Annotated in this window: 11 protein-coding genes and 4 pseudogenes; 3 read left to right on the top strand and 12 right to left on the bottom strand. The window is 43.4% G+C overall.

Annotation, left to right across the window (positions count from 1 at the left end):
* The first annotated feature begins 51 nt into the window (after positions 1-51).
* Positions 52-1293, top strand: a complete 1242-nt coding sequence (locus A4G20_03485; GenBank protein ID QIW15451.1) for a hypothetical protein — start codon at positions 52-54, stop codon at positions 1291-1293.
* Between the two features lie 40 nt (positions 1294-1333).
* Here A4G20_03485 and A4G20_03480 read toward each other — a convergent pair.
* From A4G20_03480 to A4G20_03440, 9 genes and pseudogenes are all read right to left on the bottom strand, one after another.
* A pseudogene (locus A4G20_03480) lies at positions 1334-2136 on the bottom strand (integrase).
* A gap of 56 nt (positions 2137-2192) precedes the next feature.
* Positions 2193-3700 (bottom strand): annotated as a pseudogene (locus A4G20_03475) (restriction endonuclease subunit S).
* 161 nt (positions 3701-3861) lie between these two features.
* Positions 3862-5331: a restriction endonuclease subunit M gene (locus tag A4G20_03470; GenBank protein ID QIW15450.1), complete on the bottom strand. Its 1470-nt coding sequence runs from the start codon at positions 5329-5331 to the stop codon at positions 3862-3864.
* Positions 5332-5570: 239 nt separating this feature from the next.
* The gene (locus A4G20_03465; GenBank protein QIW15449.1) at positions 5571-7043 is read right to left on the bottom strand and encodes a transcriptional regulator; all 1473 of its coding nucleotides are present in this window, start codon (positions 7041-7043) and stop codon (positions 5571-5573) included.
* A gap of 4 nt (positions 7044-7047) precedes the next feature.
* Entirely contained in the window at positions 7048-9384 is a 2337-nt protein-coding gene (locus A4G20_03460) for a restriction endonuclease subunit R (protein ID QIW16847.1), read from the bottom strand.
* 190 nt (positions 9385-9574) lie between these two features.
* The gene (locus tag A4G20_03455) at positions 9575-9919 is read right to left on the bottom strand and encodes a fumarate reductase (protein ID QIW15448.1); all 345 of its coding nucleotides are present in this window, start codon (positions 9917-9919) and stop codon (positions 9575-9577) included.
* Between the two features lie 10 nt (positions 9920-9929).
* Positions 9930-10322 carry a fumarate reductase subunit C gene (locus tag A4G20_03450; GenBank protein QIW15447.1) on the bottom strand — a complete coding sequence of 131 codons (393 nt, stop codon included), beginning with the start codon at positions 10320-10322 and terminating at the stop codon, positions 9930-9932.
* Between the two features lie 11 nt (positions 10323-10333).
* Complete coding sequence (locus A4G20_03445) at positions 10334-11104, bottom strand: fumarate reductase (GenBank protein QIW15446.1); 771 nt, start codon at positions 11102-11104, stop codon at positions 10334-10336.
* 10 nt (positions 11105-11114) lie between these two features.
* Entirely contained in the window at positions 11115-12905 is a 1791-nt protein-coding gene (locus tag A4G20_03440; protein ID QIW16846.1) for a fumarate reductase (quinol) flavoprotein subunit, read from the bottom strand.
* Between the two features lie 360 nt (positions 12906-13265).
* Between A4G20_03440 and A4G20_03435 the strand changes: the two genes are divergently transcribed.
* Positions 13266-14564, top strand: coding sequence for a branched-chain amino acid transport system II carrier protein (locus A4G20_03435; protein QIW15445.1), 1299 nt, complete (start codon positions 13266-13268; stop codon positions 14562-14564).
* Between the two features lie 79 nt (positions 14565-14643).
* Positions 14644-15435: a peptide ABC transporter ATP-binding protein gene (locus A4G20_03430; GenBank protein ID QIW15444.1), complete on the top strand. Its 792-nt coding sequence runs from the start codon at positions 14644-14646 to the stop codon at positions 15433-15435.
* 2 nt (positions 15436-15437) lie between these two features.
* Here the strand turns inward: A4G20_03430 and A4G20_03425 are convergent.
* The 3 genes and pseudogenes from A4G20_03425 to A4G20_03415 form a co-directional block, all read right to left on the bottom strand.
* Positions 15438-16099 (bottom strand): annotated as a pseudogene (locus A4G20_03425) (hypothetical protein).
* 85 nt (positions 16100-16184) lie between these two features.
* Positions 16185-16886, bottom strand: coding sequence for a 3-deoxy-D-manno-octulosonic acid kinase (locus A4G20_03420; protein QIW16845.1), 702 nt, complete (start codon positions 16884-16886; stop codon positions 16185-16187).
* Between the two features lie 84 nt (positions 16887-16970).
* Positions 16971-18061: pseudogene (locus tag A4G20_03415) on the bottom strand (glutamate 5-kinase).
* Between the last annotated feature and the right edge of the window lie 71 nt (positions 18062-18132).

Below are 18132 nucleotides of genomic sequence, written 5' to 3'. Positions count from 1 at the left end.
GCCAATGACGAACCGCCTTTTGAGATCCCGCAGAGCTGGGTATGGGCGAGGTTGGGGGAGATTGTTATTAATCGTGATGCCGATAGAGTTCCTTTATCTAAAATAGAAAGAGATAAGTTAGCAAAAGTTTATGATTATTATGGGGCTTCAGGAGTTATTGATAAAGTAGATAAATATATTTTCAATGAAGAATTATTGCTAATTGGTGAAGATGGGGCAAATTTATTATTAAGAACAAAACCAATAGCCTTTATTGCTAATGGTAAATATTGGGTAAATAATCATGCTCATGTTTTACAAATGCCAAATAAATTAAGTATTCATTATTTATGTTTTTTTATAAATGCAACGAATCTACATAAATATGTCAGTGGAACAGCTCAACCTAAAATGAATCAAGAAAATATGAATTCTATTTGGGTTAGTCTTCCCCCACTCAACGAACAACACCGTATAGTCTCTAAAATCGAAGAGTTACTTCCCTTTATCGACCAATACGACCAAAAGGAACAAGCTCTAACTGCTCTAAACAAAAACTTTCCTGAACAGCTGAAAAAATCGATTTTGCAGGCAGCGATTCAGGGAAAACTGACTGAGCAATGCCCGACCGATGAACCTGCAAGCCAGCTAATTCAACGGATTCAGGCGGAGAAAGAGCGATTGGTTGCCGAAAAGAAATTGAAAAAACCGAAGGTAAAATCGGAGATTGTGGTTCGGGATAATTTAGCTTATGAGATCACGGATGGTGTGGAGCGTTGTATTCAGGATGAAGTGCCCTTTGAGATTCCGGAGAGTTGGGCTTGGATGAGATTGGGAGAGATTATTGAATTGAAATCTGGTAGAGATCTTACGCCTGATCAGTATTCAAAAGAAAATGTAGGAATTCCCTATATCACTGGTGCAAGTAATCTTTTTCAGGGAAAGTTAGATATTAATCGTTATACAAATAATCCATCAACGATTGCAAATAAAGGCGATTTACTGATAACCTGTAAAGGTACTATTGGAGAAATGCTATTTTTAGAAGCAGAAAAAGCTCATATAGCTCGTCAAATAATGGCTATTTCGACATCTAAAATACTAAATAAAAAATATTTATACTTCTATTTAGCAAGTTATATTGATAAATTAAAAGGTGTAGCTAAAAGTATGATTCCAGGAATTTCTAGAACCGATATACTGGAAATTCTATTTCCACTCCCACCACTCGAAGAACAAAAACGCATTGTTGAAAAAATAGAATTACTTTTTGAATCTATTGATAGTAGGGTGGGCATCCTTGCCCACCATTAACAAATGTGTTTAAACGGTGGGCAAGGATGCCCACCCTACATTACCAATCAATAATTTTATTAATAATTGCTTGTTGTTCTGTACTGGTTTTTCTTAAATAAATTCTGGTTGTTTCGATACTTTCATGCCCCATTAAATCAGCTAAAAAAGAAATATCATTACATCGTTCTAAAAAACTTTTAGCAAAGCGGTGTCGGAAAGAATGGGGATAAACCACTTTAGGATCTAATTTATATCTTTCCGCTAAGATCTTCAATTGCCCAGAAATTCCCCTTGTGGTAATTCTTTCTCCGTATTTATTGAGAAAAATAAAACCATTATGTTTATTTTCCTGTTTTAACCAGACTAAACATTCCTTTTGGAGTTTTTCAGGAATATAAATACGGCGTAGCTTACCGCCTTTTGAGTAGAGATCTAAATAACCCATCTGAATATGCTCGCATTTTAGTTGGATTAACTCACTTACTCTAGCCCCTGTCGCTGCCATAAAGCGGATCACAAAATACCAATAAAGATTGTTATCCTGCTTTAAACGCTTTTTAAAATAGATGTAATCAGCCTCACTAATCACGTTCTCCAAAAATGGTTTTTGTTGAATTTTCACAAAAGAGAGTTTCCATTTTTCTTTTTGATAAATTCTAAATAGCAATTTATAGCTCGTAACCTTAAATTGACGGTTTGTGGTTTGAAATGATCAATTAAATAGAGTTTGTATGCCCTCAAATTGGTTTTGGTGATGTCTGGAAAGAGTTGGTAAAACTGTTTAACTGAAAATAAGTAGACCGAAATGGTATTTTTAGCCAAATTAGCCTGATTGAGATGTTTTTCATAAGATAAGATCATACTGATTTCCTTTTGTTGATTGAAAATCAGTATGATAAGGAGATAAGCGGATAAGTTTAGGCCAATTTTTGCAAATTGGTTAAAAGCTGTTCTACTTTTTCGACAATGCGTTTTTGTTCTTCGAGTGGCGGTAGTGGAATTAAACGATTATTCAAATTATTCTGGGTAATCTGATTAATTGTTGTAGTCCCAATCCCATCAAAATCATTTCTAAAAAGAGGAGATGATAAAAAATGATACACATATTGGTAATATGGTGTTCTGAAAATAGCCATAAATGCCCCAAACGAATATCCATCTTGATCAACAATAGCAGTTTTACCAACCAGAGATTTACTTCCATTTCTAGCACAAATAAGTAAATCATTTTTATTGCATTTCTTGTTTTCAGGTATCTCTATATTAACTTTTACAATATCTTTATTAATATCAATAATTCCATTTTGAATATTGCCTGAGCGTAATACAATAGTACCGCTATTAGAAATATCACTTGGCTTATAAGTTAAACCAATATTTGTCTCTCCTATCTCCCCCAACCTAACCCAAACCCAACTCTCCGGAATCTCAAAGGGCACTTCATCCTGAATACAACGCTCCACACCATCCGTGATCTCATAAGCTAAATTATCCCGAACCACAATCTCCGATTTTACCTTCGGTTTTTTCAATTTCTTTTCGGCAACCAATCGCTCTTTCTCCGCCTGAATCCGTTGAATTAGCTGGCTTGCAGGTTCATCGGTCGGGCATTGCTCAGTCAGTTTTCCCTGAATCGCTGCCTGCAAAATCGATTTTTTCAGCTGTTCAGGAAAGTTTTTGTTTAAGGCGGTTAGGGCTTGTTCCTTTTGGTCGTATTGGTCGATAAAGGGAAGTAACTCTTCGATTTTAGCGACTATACGGTGTTGTTCGTTGCTCGGGGAAGGGGAACAAAAAAACTGTATAGCTTTTCATCATTTATTGCAGGATAAGCAACACCAACCATTTCTTGATTTACAAAATCTGTAAAGGCTGGACTTAGTAAATAATAAAATAAATACTTATTATATAATCCATTAAAAACATTCATTACCGCAAAAGCTGTGCTTGCAATAGCTTCATGTTCAAATTCTTTTTCTATAATACAAATATTTTGTAAATATGGTCTAACGGTAGAATATAAGATTGTGCCTTTTTGAATAATCTTTCTTGCTCTTGATGGAGCATTTTTAGCATCAATAATATTTATTGTGTCAGATAATCGATGTTTTTTATTATCAACTAAACCAACATCAATATAGAAGAATCTTTCTGTTGGTGTTTTTTGTCCTAAATTAAAAACAAGATCATTCAATCTCACCCACACCCAACTCTGCGGAATCTCAAAGGGCGGTTCTTCATTCACATAAGGGGCTTTATCAGTTGTTTTTTTGCTTTTTTTAATTTTGCCTTCAGCGATCAATCGGTCTTTTTCTGCTTGAATTTTGCAAAGTAACTCGCTGGCTGGTTCATCATTAGGGTCTTGTGGCACGAGCTTGCCTGAAATGGCGAGCTGTAAAATGGCATTTTTTAATTGTTGGGCTTTCATATTCTTTAATCTTTTCTATATCGTTATTTGGGGCAGTTATTAAATAATCCTTTATAACTGAAGCGTCCTAACTAGTTGTTTTAAAAGGAACTTATATTCATCTGGTTATATTTTGAACGCAGGTGCAAAAAATGGGTATTGGCGAACAATGTTCGCCATTTTTACAACTTAATCCCCAAAATCCCCGTAATCTCTTCCAAAATGCGGTCAATATCGGCATTTAAGGCGCTGCGTTTTTGCTGATAGGCACTAATTAACTCATCAGGTGGCAGGATCTCTTCTTCTTCGTGGGGGAAGCCACACAGATCAATGTTAAATTGACGGTCGGCGATTTCTTGGTAAGTGAAGGCTCGAGCCTTATCAAAGCCGTCAATTTCAATGGCTTGGCGGTTATGCCACCAATCCATCACTTCTTGGAAATGCTCTAATTTCATCGGCTTGGTTTTGGAGAAATTTTTATAACCTTGGGGCATATCAAGGCGATAAAACCAGGTTTCTTTGGTCGGTTGGGTCTTGTCGAAAAAGAGAATATTGGTAGTAATTGATGTATAAGGGGCAAAAACACTATGCGGCAGACGGACGACTGTGTGCAGGTTCATCTCGCTCATCAGCTTTTTCTTAATCGCCACCTTGGCATTATCCGTACCAAAAAGAAAGCCATCGGGCAGGACAATCGCTACACGCCCATTTTGCTTGAGACGGTACATAATCACCGACATAAAGAGATCGGCTGTTTCGCTGGAGCGCAAGTGGGCTGGGAAGTTGGTTTTAATTTGCTCAATTTCTGAACCGCCATAAGGGGGATTCATCAGAATCACGTCAAACTTGTCTTTTTCGGTGTAGTCCTTGACCGATTTTTCCAAGGCGTTATCGTGGTGGACATTGGGGTTATCAATGTCGTGCAAGAGCAAATTAGTGATACAAAGCAGGTGGGGTAAGGCTTTTTTCTCAATGCCATAGACCGAATTATTGAACAAAGTGCGGTCAGAAACGGACGAGACTTGTTGCTCCAATTCCTTAAGGGCAGAAGTTAAAAAGCCCCCTGTACCACAGGCAAAATCCGCAATCCGCTCACCCAATTTGGGCTGGATCATCTTGACCATAAAATCAGTCACGGCACGGGGTGTATAAAACTCCCCTGCATTGCCAGCACTTTGCAGGCTTTTGAGAATGTTCTCGTAAATATCACCAAAGGCGTGGCGTTCTTGGTACTGCTCGAAGTTGATTTCGTCAATAATGTTGATCACCTGACGCAATAATACCCCATTTTTCATATAGTTATTATTGTCTTCAAAGGCAGCCCGAATAATTCGCTTGTTCATCGGCGTGTCGGCAGAGATAGGTAGATTTTTCAGGGTTGGAAAGAGATCATTATTGACGAAAGAAAGTAGCTCATCGCCTGTCATTGCCTTGCCGTCTTTATTATCTTTAGCCCAGCTATTCCAACGCAGCAAGTTAGGAATGATCGAGCGGTAATTATCGTCATTGATCTCCCATTCCTGTTCCTTGGCATCATAAATTTTCAAAAATAAGATCCAAACGATCTGTTCAATCCGCTGGGCATCGCCGTTGATCCCTGCATCATTTCGCATCACATCTTGTAGGCGTTTAACAATATTATTTAAGCTCATTTTGTTCCTTGTTTACTTTTTGCTCGCTTTATCAAATAACCATCAAATAAGAAAGTTATTTTATTTCAATAAGTTATAACTCATAGACTGGTTTTAAGTGATAGAATCATCAAATAAGATTGCTTTATCTGTGTGTTTTTTGCACTAACCATCAAATAACCATCAAATAAGAAAGTTATTTAATTTCAATTACTTATATAGATAAAGCAGAAATCTGGCCTTTTTCTATCAAATAAAACCTATGCCCAATAAGGAATATATTTGGCATATTTCTTCGATTTCGCATCAGGATCATCATTCTTGATAACACCTTCTGTTAAGGCTTCACTGATGATACGGGAGACTATGGCTGCATTTTTGTCATCAATTTTGAAACGCTCCCTGAGCGACTGATTGGTCATTTTTTCATTATTTACATAACACAAGCAGCAATGCTGATAAGTCGCCCTAATTTTGTCTTTTTTATCCATTTCATTGAGTTGTTTATGGGCATATAGGATTGTTTTTGTATGTTTTTCCTGAATAAGGAAATTTGGAGCAGGTAATTGGAAAATTTCAACTGCGGTAATCACTTTATCTATACCACTCCCTTTTTCTTCACAGATCCTTGCTCGCCGTAAAACATCCGCTAATTTTTCATTGCGAGACTGATATTCATCAATAAAGCGCTCAGGAATAATCAGTGGAATCCCTGCATTAGATATTTCAATACGATCGCTAAAAATCTCAACCATTGGAAAACCTCTTTCATCAAAATCTTGATGAATTAACGCATTTGCCACTAATTCACGAATTGCAATTTCAGGATACATTCTAATTTCTTCGCGTAAAGCTTGACCGATAATTTCATTTGAAGGTAATTGTCCATTGATCCAATGGATCAAATTCTCATAACCAACCGCATAACCTTTATTACCAATTACTTCTCTTTCCGTATTGAGCTTATTTTTTCCCTTATAAACAATAACTCGAACAGATTTCCTTTTTAAATGTTCAAAATTATCTAGGTTTTTGGCAAATAGCATTGCCCCAAGGTTCGTAATATCATAAGAATTATCATCATTAGCTAAAATAAATTTTTCAGAAGTAAATTTCTCTAATACACTATCCCTATTCGTGGGGTAAGGCTGTTTCATTAATTCAAAATAGGATTGTGAATCAAGCAATTCTATTACTTTATCTGCGTCAGCAGACTCCCAAGCAATACGCTCCTCAAAAACTTTGCTTGTATTATTTTTCCAAATTTTTCGAGCCTTTTCTGGGAAATCACTTAATTTACGAGTATAAGAACCAACTCGGATATATGCCGTATGCATAAATTCAACAGGTTGATTATAGGTGGCTGGAATTTTAAAAAGTGCAATCAATTTACCATCATATTCAAATTCTTCAATGGTAAAATCAATCCTAGGATTCAATCGTTGGACTAACCAGTGTTCAAGCTCTTCTTTACTTGGTTTTCCTTTAGAACTTTTCACCGTTGCTGATTTAGGTTTAAATGTTGTGCCTAAAATATTGTGTGTTTTATCTTCAATACCAAACACTAAATATGCAAAAGGCTGTTGATAGATACAAGCAGCATTTGATAAAGCGGAGATTCGTTCCCCAATTTCTTCATCAGAATGATAGTTATGCTTAAATTCAAGCCATTCACATTCTTTAGGCTGAAGAATAAGGTTTTTTAATAATTGAGTTAATTGTTCTAATTTCATTTTATTATTCCGAATAAATCATCTTTTCCAAGCCCTGCACCGCCTTTTGATACAGTGCCTTGCCGCCAAATTTTTTGACGATAGAAACCAAGCCACCCAGTGGGCTAAAAGTCGGCGTTTGGAGCAGTTCGGTTTTGGCTAGATCTTTAGTGCCTGACTTGACGTATTCGTCTAAAAGCAGCCCTAGCACTTGGCGGTTTTCTTCGGGGTATTGGTCGATATATTGGCTTAGGCGTACCTTGTCAGCACGTTGACTTTTAGTGAGTGGCGGTTTGTTGTAGGAAACCGAACGGAGGACATCAAAATCATCCACGTTGTCTCCAAGATTGCTTTTATTGCGTAGGGCTCGCATCCATTTGGGATCTGTGTAGAATTTCTCAATATTTGTACCGCTTGCAAGCCAGCTTGCTTGAAATTGCTCGTAGCTTGGGAAGTCTTTTTGGATTTCTCGTTTGGAATAGACATCAATGTCTTCTGAAATCAATTCTCCCTGCTCATTTAAATATTGAACTTTTTCCTCTAAAATTCTCAGTTTAAGGGTGCCTACTTGAACCACAATAGGAACCTTATAATTTGTAGAAGGGCTTTCTAATACATTAGGGATAGGTGAAATTGGATGTATTGGCTCTATTATTTTTTCACCATCAAATGGTTTTCCTTCGGGTACATCAATAATTACAACTGGCTCTCCATCAAAGGCGGGATCAACAAATAGGCGAGTTACGCCACGGAAGTCTAAAATAGTGAAAAATTCCTTGCCAGCATCCGTGCGTAAGCGAGTGCCCCGTCCGATGATTTGCTTAAATTCAGTCATAGACTGAATATTGGCATCGAGTACCACCAGCTTGCAGGTTTTACTGTCCACGCCTGTGGTCATTAATTTGGACGTCACTGCAATCACAGGATAATCCTTGTCTTCGTTGCTAACATCACAGAATTGTTCTAGATCGGTTGCCTTGCCTGATTGATCGCCGGTAATTTGGCAGACATATTTGGAGTTTTGCTGCAACATATCGGCATTAAGGCGCGAGAGTTCTGCCACCATTCGTTGGGCATGGTTGATATTGGCACAAAAGACGATGGTCTTGTCCAAGCGGTTGGTTTTGCGTAAAAATTCGCTAATCCGCTCTGCCACAAGGCGGGTGCGGTCGTCTAGGATTATGTTGTAGTCGAAATCCTTGACCGTATATTCCCGATCTTCAATTTCACTTCCGTCCTTGTCCTTCATTCCCTTGGTCGGCCGCCATCCACGTAGGTCGCAATCTAAGTCCACTCGAATTACCCGATAAGGGGCAAGAAAACCGTCTTCAATGCCCTGTTTTAGGCTGTAGGTGTAAATGGGGTCGCCAAAATAGGTAATATTGCTGGCATAAGCAGTTTCTTTAGGCGTTGCCGTCATACCAATATGGGTAGCTTGGTCGAAATAGTCCAAAATCGCTCGCCAGTTGGAATCTTCCTTGGCTGAACCACGGTGGCATTCATCAATAATGATCAGATCGAAAAAAGACGGCTGGAATTGTTTGAAAAGCTCGTTTTCACTTGAACCGTCCAGTTGCTGATAAAGTGCCAGATAAACTTCAAAGGCACTGTCCAGCTTCTTATTGCTGACCTTGACCATGGTGTCCTTAAAGGGCTTGAAGTCTTGGGTCATAGGTTGATCCACCAGCACATTGCGATCCGCCAAAAAGAGAATTTTCTTTTTGGTACCACTGGCTTTTAGGCGGTGGATAATCTGAAAGGCGGTGTAGGTCTTGCCCGTGCCGGTTGCCATGACCAATAAAATACGCTTTTGCCCCTTGGCAACCGCTTCAATGGTGCGGTTAATGGCAATTTCTTGGTAATAACGGGGTTCTTTAAAGGTATCGCTGGCACTGGTGTAGTAGGGCTGTTGGATAATTTTCAGTTCTTCAGGTGTATATTGTTTTTCCCAGCGTTGCTTGAGTTGGTCGGGCGTAGGAAATTGCTCCATTGGCAGAGTTCGCTGCACACCTGTAAGAAAGTCGTGTTCCACAAACTCATCGCCATTGGTACTGTAGGCAAAGGGAATATCTAACAAACGGGCATAGTCCATTGCTTGCTGCAAGCCATCTCGGGCAGTGTGCTTGTTGTCCTTGGCTTCCACCACAGCAATTTTATGATTAGGAGATTGATAGAGTAGATAATCCACTCGTTTGCCCTGCTGACGGCTGGCTTTTTTGGTTTTGGGATCTACCACCATCTGTCCATCAGTAAATTGCTTATCGGCTTTAAAGGAATATTCTTCACTGATTTGGCGATCAACCCAGCCTGCATTTTTAAGGGCTGGCGTGATAAATTTGGAACGAATGTCTGTTTCAGACATTTGCCGTTTTTCTTGGGCAGTGAAGGTCATAGGCTAACTTCCGATAAGAGTTAATTATAGGAAGGATTATGCCAAGTTTGTGCAAAATGGTCAAAAAAATAGGGGGTATAAGTGGCTATTTTAGAAATAAAAAACGGCCAGCCGATTTGCAAAATCACAAACCAAACTGGCCGCTTGTTAGGCTTTCTTCTTAGAGGTTAATCACGGCGAAGAAGACCAAAAGGCTGTAGAGGGCAGATAGACCATAGAAGATCCAGCCGCCTGCTGGCACGTGGACTTTAAAGTCGTGTAGGCCCAAATGCACACGGTGCATACCACACCACATTGGGAAGACCAGCAGGGAGAAGATGGCCACTTTGCCGATAAAGGTTTGGCTAAAGGCGATGATATTGTCTGCTGAGACTAAACCAAATGGGAGTAGGAAGCCTAAAATTAGCACCAGTACCGGGAAGAAAACCGCACTAATGGCCCCGCCAGCACCGAAAAGTAGCCAGACGGATGGTTCGTTAGAACGTTTTGGGTTTAATTTGTCCATGGTTTTCCCCTTATACTAAAATTAAGGCCAATAGGCTAACAAAGGCGGTAATACCCCAAAAGACCTTGGTCACGAGGTTTACGTTAATGCGTTCGTTTTTGACGATTACATTCATCATTTGTGGTGCCATATTAAAGAAGGTGAAGCTGTTGAGTAAAACCGCAGCGAGGGTGATGATATTGAGGATCACCACCACTGGGTTTTGCAAAAAGCCGATAAATTTGCTGTCGAAGGTGCCATTGGCCAGGCAGATTAGGCCGTAGAATAATTCTAGGCAGAACCAGATGGTTGGCACAGCGGTACTTTCACGCAGGACATAAAATTTGTAAAAATCGAGTTTTTTCCACCAGGTTGGTGTAACTTCACGCACATATTTTTTGCGTTTGCTTGCAACTGCTGACATTTCCCTGCTCCTTATTTTTGCGGTTTAAACATTGAGATCACATAGTCTTTGGCACTTTCGATCTTACCTTGGTTGACTGCCGAGGCAGGGCCAACGTGTTTCGGACAAACTGCGGAGCAGTAGCCGACGAAGGTACAAGACCAAACACCATTTTTGCCGTTGAGGATCTTCATACGTTCTGCCTTACCGTTGTCTCGGTTATCGAGGTTGTAACGGTGGGCCAGGGTGATGGCAGCAGGGCCAACGAATTCAGGGTTGAGGCCGAATTGTGGGCAGGCTGCGTAACATAAACCACAGTTGATACACATGGAGAAAGTACGGTATTTCTCAAGTTGAGCTGGGGTTTGTTTGGTACGGCTTTTGGCCAGTTCCGCAGATGGGTGCGGGTTGCCGTCCAATTCTGGTGCCTTGTTATCGATAATATAAGGCTTGATAGACTCAAGGCTTTCGATAAAGTGGCTTAGATCCACCACCAAGTCACGCTCAATCGGGAAGTTGGCTAATGGCTCAATCCGCATATAGCCGCTGTAATCCCGTAAGAAGGTTTTACAGGCCAGTTTTGGCTTGCCGTTTACCATCATACCGCAAGAGCCACAAATGGCCATACGGCAAGACCAGCGGTAGGAAAGTTCTGGCTGTAGTTCGTCCTTAATATAGCCAAGGGCATCCAATAAAGAGGTTTGGCTGTCATAAGGGACTTCAAATTTTTCCAGGTAAGGCTCGTTATTTTGTTCTGGGTTATAACGCAGCACTTCAATTGTCATTTTGTGTTGATCGACCATTTTCTCGCTCCTATTTCTCTGCTGCTTTTTTAGCCGCTTCTTGGGCTTCTGCTTCTGCACCGTACACACGTTTAGCTGGTTGTGATTTGGTAATTTTCACATCGCTGTATTTGATGGTTGGTGCACCGTCTGCATTGTAGTAGGCCAGCGTATGTTTGAGGTAGTTCACATCATCACGCTCTTCATAGTCTAAGCGTTGGTGCGCACCACGAGATTCTTTACGCTCTGCGGCAGAAGATGAGATGGATTGGGCCACATCTAAGATGTAACCTAGCTCAATTTTGTAGAGTAGGTCGGTGTTAAAGACGCTGGAAGTGTCTTTAATCTTAATGCGTTTGTAACGCTCTTTGAGTTCAGCAATCTTGGCAACAGTGGCGTCCATACTTTCTTGGGTACGGTAGATACCACAGCCTTCTTCCATAGAGTCACCCATTTCGTTACGGATTTGTGACCAAGATTCCTCACCCTCTTGGCGGGCCAAGGCATAAACACGCTCTAAAATGTCTTGGGCTTGGGCATCGATTACTGCTTGGTTGCGTGGCACATCTTCCACCGCACGGCGGGCAGCATTTTCACCTGCTACTTTACCGTAAACCACCAATTCAGCCAGGGAGTTAGAACCTAAACGGTTAGCGCCGTGTAAGCCAGAAGAAGCACACTCACCCACCGCAAATAAGCCCTTGATGGTGGTTTCTGCATTGGCATCCACTTCAATACCACCCATGGTGTAGTGAACTACAGGGCGGACTGGGATTGGTGCCTTGGCAGGATCAACACCCTCGTAAGCCTTGGCTAATTCACAGATAAACGGTAAGCGTTCGAGCAAGTATTTTTCACCCAAGTGACGGAGGTCAAGGTGAACTACATCCACGCCCTTAGCGGTTTTAAGGGTATTACCCTTACGCCATTCTTGCCAGAAGGCTTGGGAAACCTTATCCCGTGGGCCTAATTCCATATATTTGTTTTCTGGTTTGCCGATTGGGGTTTCTGGGCCTAGGCCGTAGTCTTGGAGGTAGCGGTAGCCATCTTTATTGACCAAGATACCGCCTTCACCACGGCAGCCTTCAGTCATCAAAATACCGGTATTCGGTAGGCCTGTTGGGTGGTATTGGACGAACTCCATATCACGCAATGGCACGCCGTGGCGATAGGCCATAGAGAGGCCGTCACCCGTTACAATACCGCCGTTGGTGTTAAAGCGATAGGCACGGCAGCCACCGCCGGTTGCGATAACAACGGCTTTGGCATTGATTTGCACGAAGGTGCCTTCCATCATGTTCATGGCCACACAACCACGGGCACGGCCGTCATCGGTAAGAATATCTAACACGAAATGTTCGTCAAAACGAATGATTTGTGGATATTTAATGGAGGTTTGGAACAGGGTATGTAGGAGGTGGAAGCCGGTTTTATCGGCTGCGAACCAGGTACGCTCAATTTTCATCCCGCCGAAACGACGCACGTTCACATCGCCATCGTCCTTACGGGACCAAGGGCAGCCCCAACGCTCAAGCTGGGTCATTTCAACTGGGGAATGCTCAACAAAGTATTCAACAACATCTTGCTCACACAACCAGTCGCCACCGCCTACGGTGTCGTGGAAGTGTTTATCATAAGAGTCGGTATCCTTGATAACAGCAGCTGCGCCGCCTTCGGCCGCAACTGTGTGGCTACGCATTGGATAAACTTTAGAAATAAGGGCGATTTTTAAATTTGGATTTGCTTCCGCCACCGCAATTGCTGAGCGTAAACCACCGCCGCCAGCACCCACAATCGCAACATCAACATTGACAGTTTGCACAATTTCCTCCTCGGGAAAATAAAAAACATTCATAAAAAGTGCTCGTTATTCTGCCACCAAATGCGTATTTTTATAACCCTTTTTTACAATTTCTTAACAGGTTTTTTTCTGTTTTGTGATCTACCTCAAATTGTTTTTTCCTTGTTACCACGGTATTGAGAAGCAGTCTTAACAAAACTTTGATATAACTCAAATTATGTAGGTGACAGGCCATTATTAACGGCTTTTTAACAAATAGTATTTTGGCTTTATTGCTAAAATTTTGTTGCCATGTAGCACCTTATTTTATGCTTGAATACTTGCTTTTTGCCCTATTTATTATGGTAAAATCCAAGTTTTATTAGAATAAAAAGAGGTCTTATGTTATCTAAGAAGGATATTATTGCGTTGGGCATGATGATCTTCGCCCTTTTCCTTGGGGCAGGCAATATCATCTTCCCACCAATGGAAGGTTATCAGGCAGGTTCCAACTGGTTTTGGGCGGCCTTGGGCTTTGTTTTAACCGGCGTTTTTATGCCCTTTGTGACCTTAATTGTGGTCACCATCAAGGGTAAGGGCGAGGCCCTCTCGGTTGATCTGCCTAAATGGGCACAAGTTGCCTTCTGGGCCACCCTTTATTTGGTGATTGGTTCGACTTTCGCCATGCCACGGGTCACCAATGTGGCCTATGAAATGGGCTGGATGCCGCTCAATATTGTGGACGCCAACCACCCCTACGCCCACTTTATTTTTGCCTTTGTCTTTAACCTAATCGGCCTCTTTTTTATGCTGCGCAAAAACACCATTATCTCCACTGTGGGCAAGATTATGACCCCAGCCCTCTTGGTTTTATTGGTTATCGTGGCTCTGCAAGTGGTGCAAACGCCTTTGTCAGACATTCCCCTTCCAACTAAAGCCTATGCCACGGAATCCGCTCTCACTGTTGGCATGGTGGGTGGTTATCAAACCATGGACGTGCTGGCCGCCACGGCCTTTGGTGGCATTGTCGCCCACATTATGTTGAGCAAGAAAGTGACCGACGCCAAACGCATCATTAAATACACCCTGATTGCTGGCTCTCTTTCGGTGGTCTTGCTTTCCCTGCTCTACTTTTCCCTCTTTTATCTAGGGGCAACCAGCCAGGCCGTGGCTCAAGATGCCACCAACGGCGGGCAAATCTTCTCCCGTTATGTGGGCGAACTCTTCGGTACCAAGGGCGTCTGGATCATGAGCGGCATTGTGATGCTGGCCAACCTGACCACGCTTGTCGGCGTAACCAGTGCCTCGGCCGACTACTTCTCCCGCCTGTCTAAGGTCAGCTACCCATTCTGGGTGGTCTTATTCTGCTTGCTCACCACTATTATTTCCGAAACTGGCCTAACCACCCTCTTGCGGGTGACCATTCCAGCCCTCCTGCTCATTTACCCTGTGGCCATTATGTTGGTGGTGCTCCAACTTATCCGCCACAAGCTGCCATTGGTCAAATTAAGCTATAACCTGAGCATTGGGGTGACAGTCCTCTTTAGTGCCATTGACAGCCTCAACAACCTAGGCTGGATCCCTGACAGCCTCAACCAAGTGCTGGCCAAGCTGCCCTTCTATTCGGCTCAATTAGCCTGGCTCATTCCAGCCTTGATTGCTTTGGTAATGAGTATCGTGCTGGGCAAGGCAAGAAAATAGCCTGCTAAATTTGCAAAAAATTGCTAAAATCAGACCGCTTGTAAGCAACAAGCGGTCTAAATAACGAGAAAATTTGCAAATGGCACGCCTTGAACTGAAAAACCTCAACAAAATCTTTACCGACACCTACGGCTTCTTCCGCAAGCAGGATTTCTATGCTGTGCAGGACATTTCCTTTACCCTCAACACCTATGAAACCCTGGCCATTGTGGGCGAAAATGGGGCGGGCAAATCCACCCTGGCCAAGATGATTGCCGGCATTACCCAACCCAGTTCAGGCCAGATTATCTTCAACAACACCCCCCTGACCTTCGGCGACTATGGTTACCGCTCCCAGCATATTCGCATGATGTTTCAAGACCCCAACGATGCCTTTGACCCCAACCACAATATTGGCCAGATCCTAGACGCCCCTCTACGCCTAGGCACCGAAGCCTGTGAGGAAGAACGCAATGAGCGGATTTTCAGCACCCTAAAGCTGGTCGGCCTTTACCCAGAACACGCCCTGCTTCCTATTAGAGAAGCCTCCAGCAGCCAAAAACAACGGGTGGCCTTGGCTCGGGCCTTGATTTTGTCGCCTGAAATCATCATCGTGGACGACACCCTCAGCACCATTGATTTTTCCGCTAAAACCCAGCAGCTCAACCTGATGCTAAGCCTGCAAAAACAACTGGGCATTGCCTATATTTACATCGGCCAACACCTAGGTGTGATTAAGCATATTGCCGATAAGATTATGGTCATGCACAAGGGGAAAATGGAAGAATACGGCGACACCAAGCAGGTCTTGCTCAACCCCCAAAGCCAGATTACCGCACGCTTGATCGAAAGCCATTTTGGCAAGGCCTTGACGGAAGAGGCTTGGTTGTAGGCCTATAACTTGAGCTTCTTAACCAAGAAGTTAAGCAAGACCCCATAAAGCGGTAGGAAGAGCAGGAGGCTGACGGCTACCTTAACCACATAGTCCACTGCCCCAATGGTAAACCAATGAGTGGCCATGTATTCATCGCTGCTGTTGTAAAAGGCCACGGCGAAGAAGACAAAGGTATCGAGAAGGCTGCCAAAGAGAGTAGAAGAAGTTGGCGCCACCCACCAGCGGGCTTTTTGGCGGAGCTTATTGAAGACAAAAATATCCAAGAGCTGGCCTGCCACATAGGCACTAAAGCTGGCCAGGGCGATGCGGAAGACAAAGCTGTTAAACTCCTTCAGAGCCGCAAAGCCTTGAAACTGTGCCTCAAAAAAATCACCGACATGATATAGCTGACAATCAAGGCCGGCAGCATGGCCACAAAGATTATTTTGCGAGCCAGGCTGGAGCCAAAGACCCGTACCGTCAGGTCGGTTGCCAGGAAGATAAAGGGAAAAGAGAAGGTTCCCCAAGTCGTTGGGATGTGAATATCACTAAAGGGCAGCCTGAACTCAAAGGTTAACTGCACCAGATAGTTGCTCAGGGCAATGATAAAGATATGGAAAAAAGAAAGTAGGAGCAGGGAACGACGTTTCTGCTCATCAGAAAAGTAAGTTTTAATGTTCATCTTGTACCTTTTTGTTAAAAATTTGGGGTGAGGGAACCCAAGGAGGCGTGCATATTACGGATTTTTTTCTAAATGGCAAGCCTTTTTACATTTGATAACCCGCCAAAAGTGCCTGCCAGTTTTCATCACTAAAGCGAATATTGAGCCGGCCCTGCTCCTTACGGAAGGAACGCAGGAGGCGTTCTAGGTTGGCCTGCTTCCAGTCCTGGCCTGGTTGAATTCGGCACTTGTCGAAATCAATCAGCCAAAAATTTCCTTGCTTATCCAACAGGATATTATGGATATTGAGATCGGAATGGTGGACTTGCCTGTCGTGGAGCTGGCGGATAAGCTGGCCGATTTTCTGGTATTGCTCATTCTCTAGTTCGCTTTCTTGCAAGATCTGGCTTAGATCTCGGGTATTTTCGATCCGTTCAAGTAAGATATCGGCCTGATAGCAACAAAAGCTCTTTTTAATCTGATAGGCAATGGGCCGAGGCACAGGCAGGCCCCACTGGTGCATTTTAAGCAGCAAATCAAACTCTTGAGCCGCCCGGGTTTGATCTAGGCCCTGGAAGAAATAGCTGTCCTTAATCAGCTTGCCAAACAGCCCGCCCCGGTAGTAGTGGCGTAAAACACTGGTCAGGCCCAGTTCAGGCCGGGTATCTAAAAACCAGGTTATCCCCCGCCCACGAGAAGCCCCCAACAAGCGGTTGGAATGCTCGAAATTTTTGCAAATGAGTAAATCCTTTACAAAATTTTCTTGGTCGGGTTTAACGAGATCTGGGTTGAAGTGGTAATAATTCATCGCATTTTCATGGTAGGGGCGAATCACATTCGCCCCTTGGTTGATCCTAGGTTCATCAGGGCGAATGTGATTCGCCCCTACGTTTTATAACACAATCATATCATTACTATGAATAGCCACAGCCCCATATTCATAGCCCAGCACCGCCTGAATCTGGCTAGATTGCAGGCCCTTGATTTGCTCCAGGGCATCACTGCCATAACGCACCATACCCCGTGCAAGCGGTTTGTTTTGGGCATTTTTTAGCAAGACCACCTCGCCCCGGGAGAAGGTGCCTTCCACCGCCTTAATGCCCGCTGGCAGCATGGACTTATGGGCCAGGAGGGCCTGCTCTGCCCCGTCATCCACAAGAATGGAACCTGCTAGGGGAGCGGCAAAGAGCCATTGTTTGCGGCTGCCTAAAAGATGGGCCGGCACGGTAAATTTGGTGCCGATGGCCTGGCCTTGAGCCAGATCGACAATCACATTAGGCCGAGAGCCTGGGGCGATGATGGTTTCAATTCCTGAACGGGTGGCCACATCGGCTGCCACAATCTTAGTGTACATCCCCCCGTGCCCAGGCCAGAGACACTACCGCCCGCAATCTGGCGGGTTTGGTCGGTGATTTTCTCCACCACAGGAATGAGCTTGGCATCCGGGTTAGAGCGGGGATCGCTATCGAATAGGCCCTGCTGATCGGTTAAGAGATAGAGCTGATCGGCCTGAACCAAAATGCCAACCAGGGCGGACAGGTTATCGTTATCCCCCACCTTGATTTCAGCCGTGGCCACCGCATCATTTTCGTTGATAACCGGGATAATGCCATTGTCCAAAAGGGCCTGCATGGTATCACGGGCATTGAGGAAACGCTCCCGATCCTCCACATCCGCCCGGCTCAGTAAGACCTGGCCGATCTTAATATCATAGATATTAAAGAGCTGCTCCCAGGTTTGGATGAGCTGGCTCTGGCCAACTGCCGCCAACATCTGCTTGGAGGCAATGGTGGGTGGAAGGGCTGGATTGCCCAGGTAGTCCCGGCCGGCTGCCACCGCACCCGAGGTTACAATCACAACTCGAATGCCCTGCTTATGTAGGCTTGCACACTGGCGGACTATTTCCAACATATGCGGGCGGTTGAGCTTAGGTGAACCCTGGGTTAGCACACTGGTGCCGAATTTTAAAATAATGGTTTTCATGCTTGAGATCCTAATTTGAAACTGGCCGCAATTCTATAAAAAAAACCATTCCCCGACTAGCTAGGAATGGT

This window comes from Pasteurellaceae bacterium RH1A, from assembly GCA_012221805.1.
GTDB lineage: Bacteria > Pseudomonadota > Gammaproteobacteria > Enterobacterales > Pasteurellaceae > RH1A.
This window is presented reverse-complemented; position numbering and strand designations above follow the sequence as displayed.

Excerpts from the sequence above, each read along its gene's own strand:
- A4G20_03455 (QIW15448.1), bottom strand. The coding sequence starts at position 9,919 with ATGGACAAATTAAACCCAAAACGTTCTAACGAACCATCCGTCTGGCTA.
- A4G20_03435 (QIW15445.1), top strand. The coding sequence starts at position 13,266 with ATGTTATCTAAGAAGGATATTATTGCGTTGGGCATGATGATCTTCGCC.
- A4G20_03450 (QIW15447.1), bottom strand. The coding sequence starts at position 10,322 with ATGTCAGCAGTTGCAAGCAAACGCAAAAAATATGTGCGTGAAGTTACA.
- A4G20_03465 (QIW15449.1), bottom strand. The coding sequence starts at position 7,043 with ATGAAATTAGAACAATTAACTCAATTATTAAAAAACCTTATTCTTCAG.
- A4G20_03460 (QIW16847.1), bottom strand. The coding sequence starts at position 9,384 with ATGTCTGAAACAGACATTCGTTCCAAATTTATCACGCCAGCCCTTAAA.
- A4G20_03445 (QIW15446.1), bottom strand. The coding sequence starts at position 11,104 with ATGGTCGATCAACACAAAATGACAATTGAAGTGCTGCGTTATAACCCA.
- A4G20_03420 (QIW16845.1), bottom strand. The coding sequence starts at position 16,886 with ATGAATTATTACCACTTCAACCCAGATCTCGTTAAACCCGACCAAGAA.
- A4G20_03470 (QIW15450.1), bottom strand. The coding sequence starts at position 5,331 with ATGAGCTTAAATAATATTGTTAAACGCCTACAAGATGTGATGCGAAAT.
- A4G20_03430 (QIW15444.1), top strand. The coding sequence starts at position 14,644 with ATGGCACGCCTTGAACTGAAAAACCTCAACAAAATCTTTACCGACACC.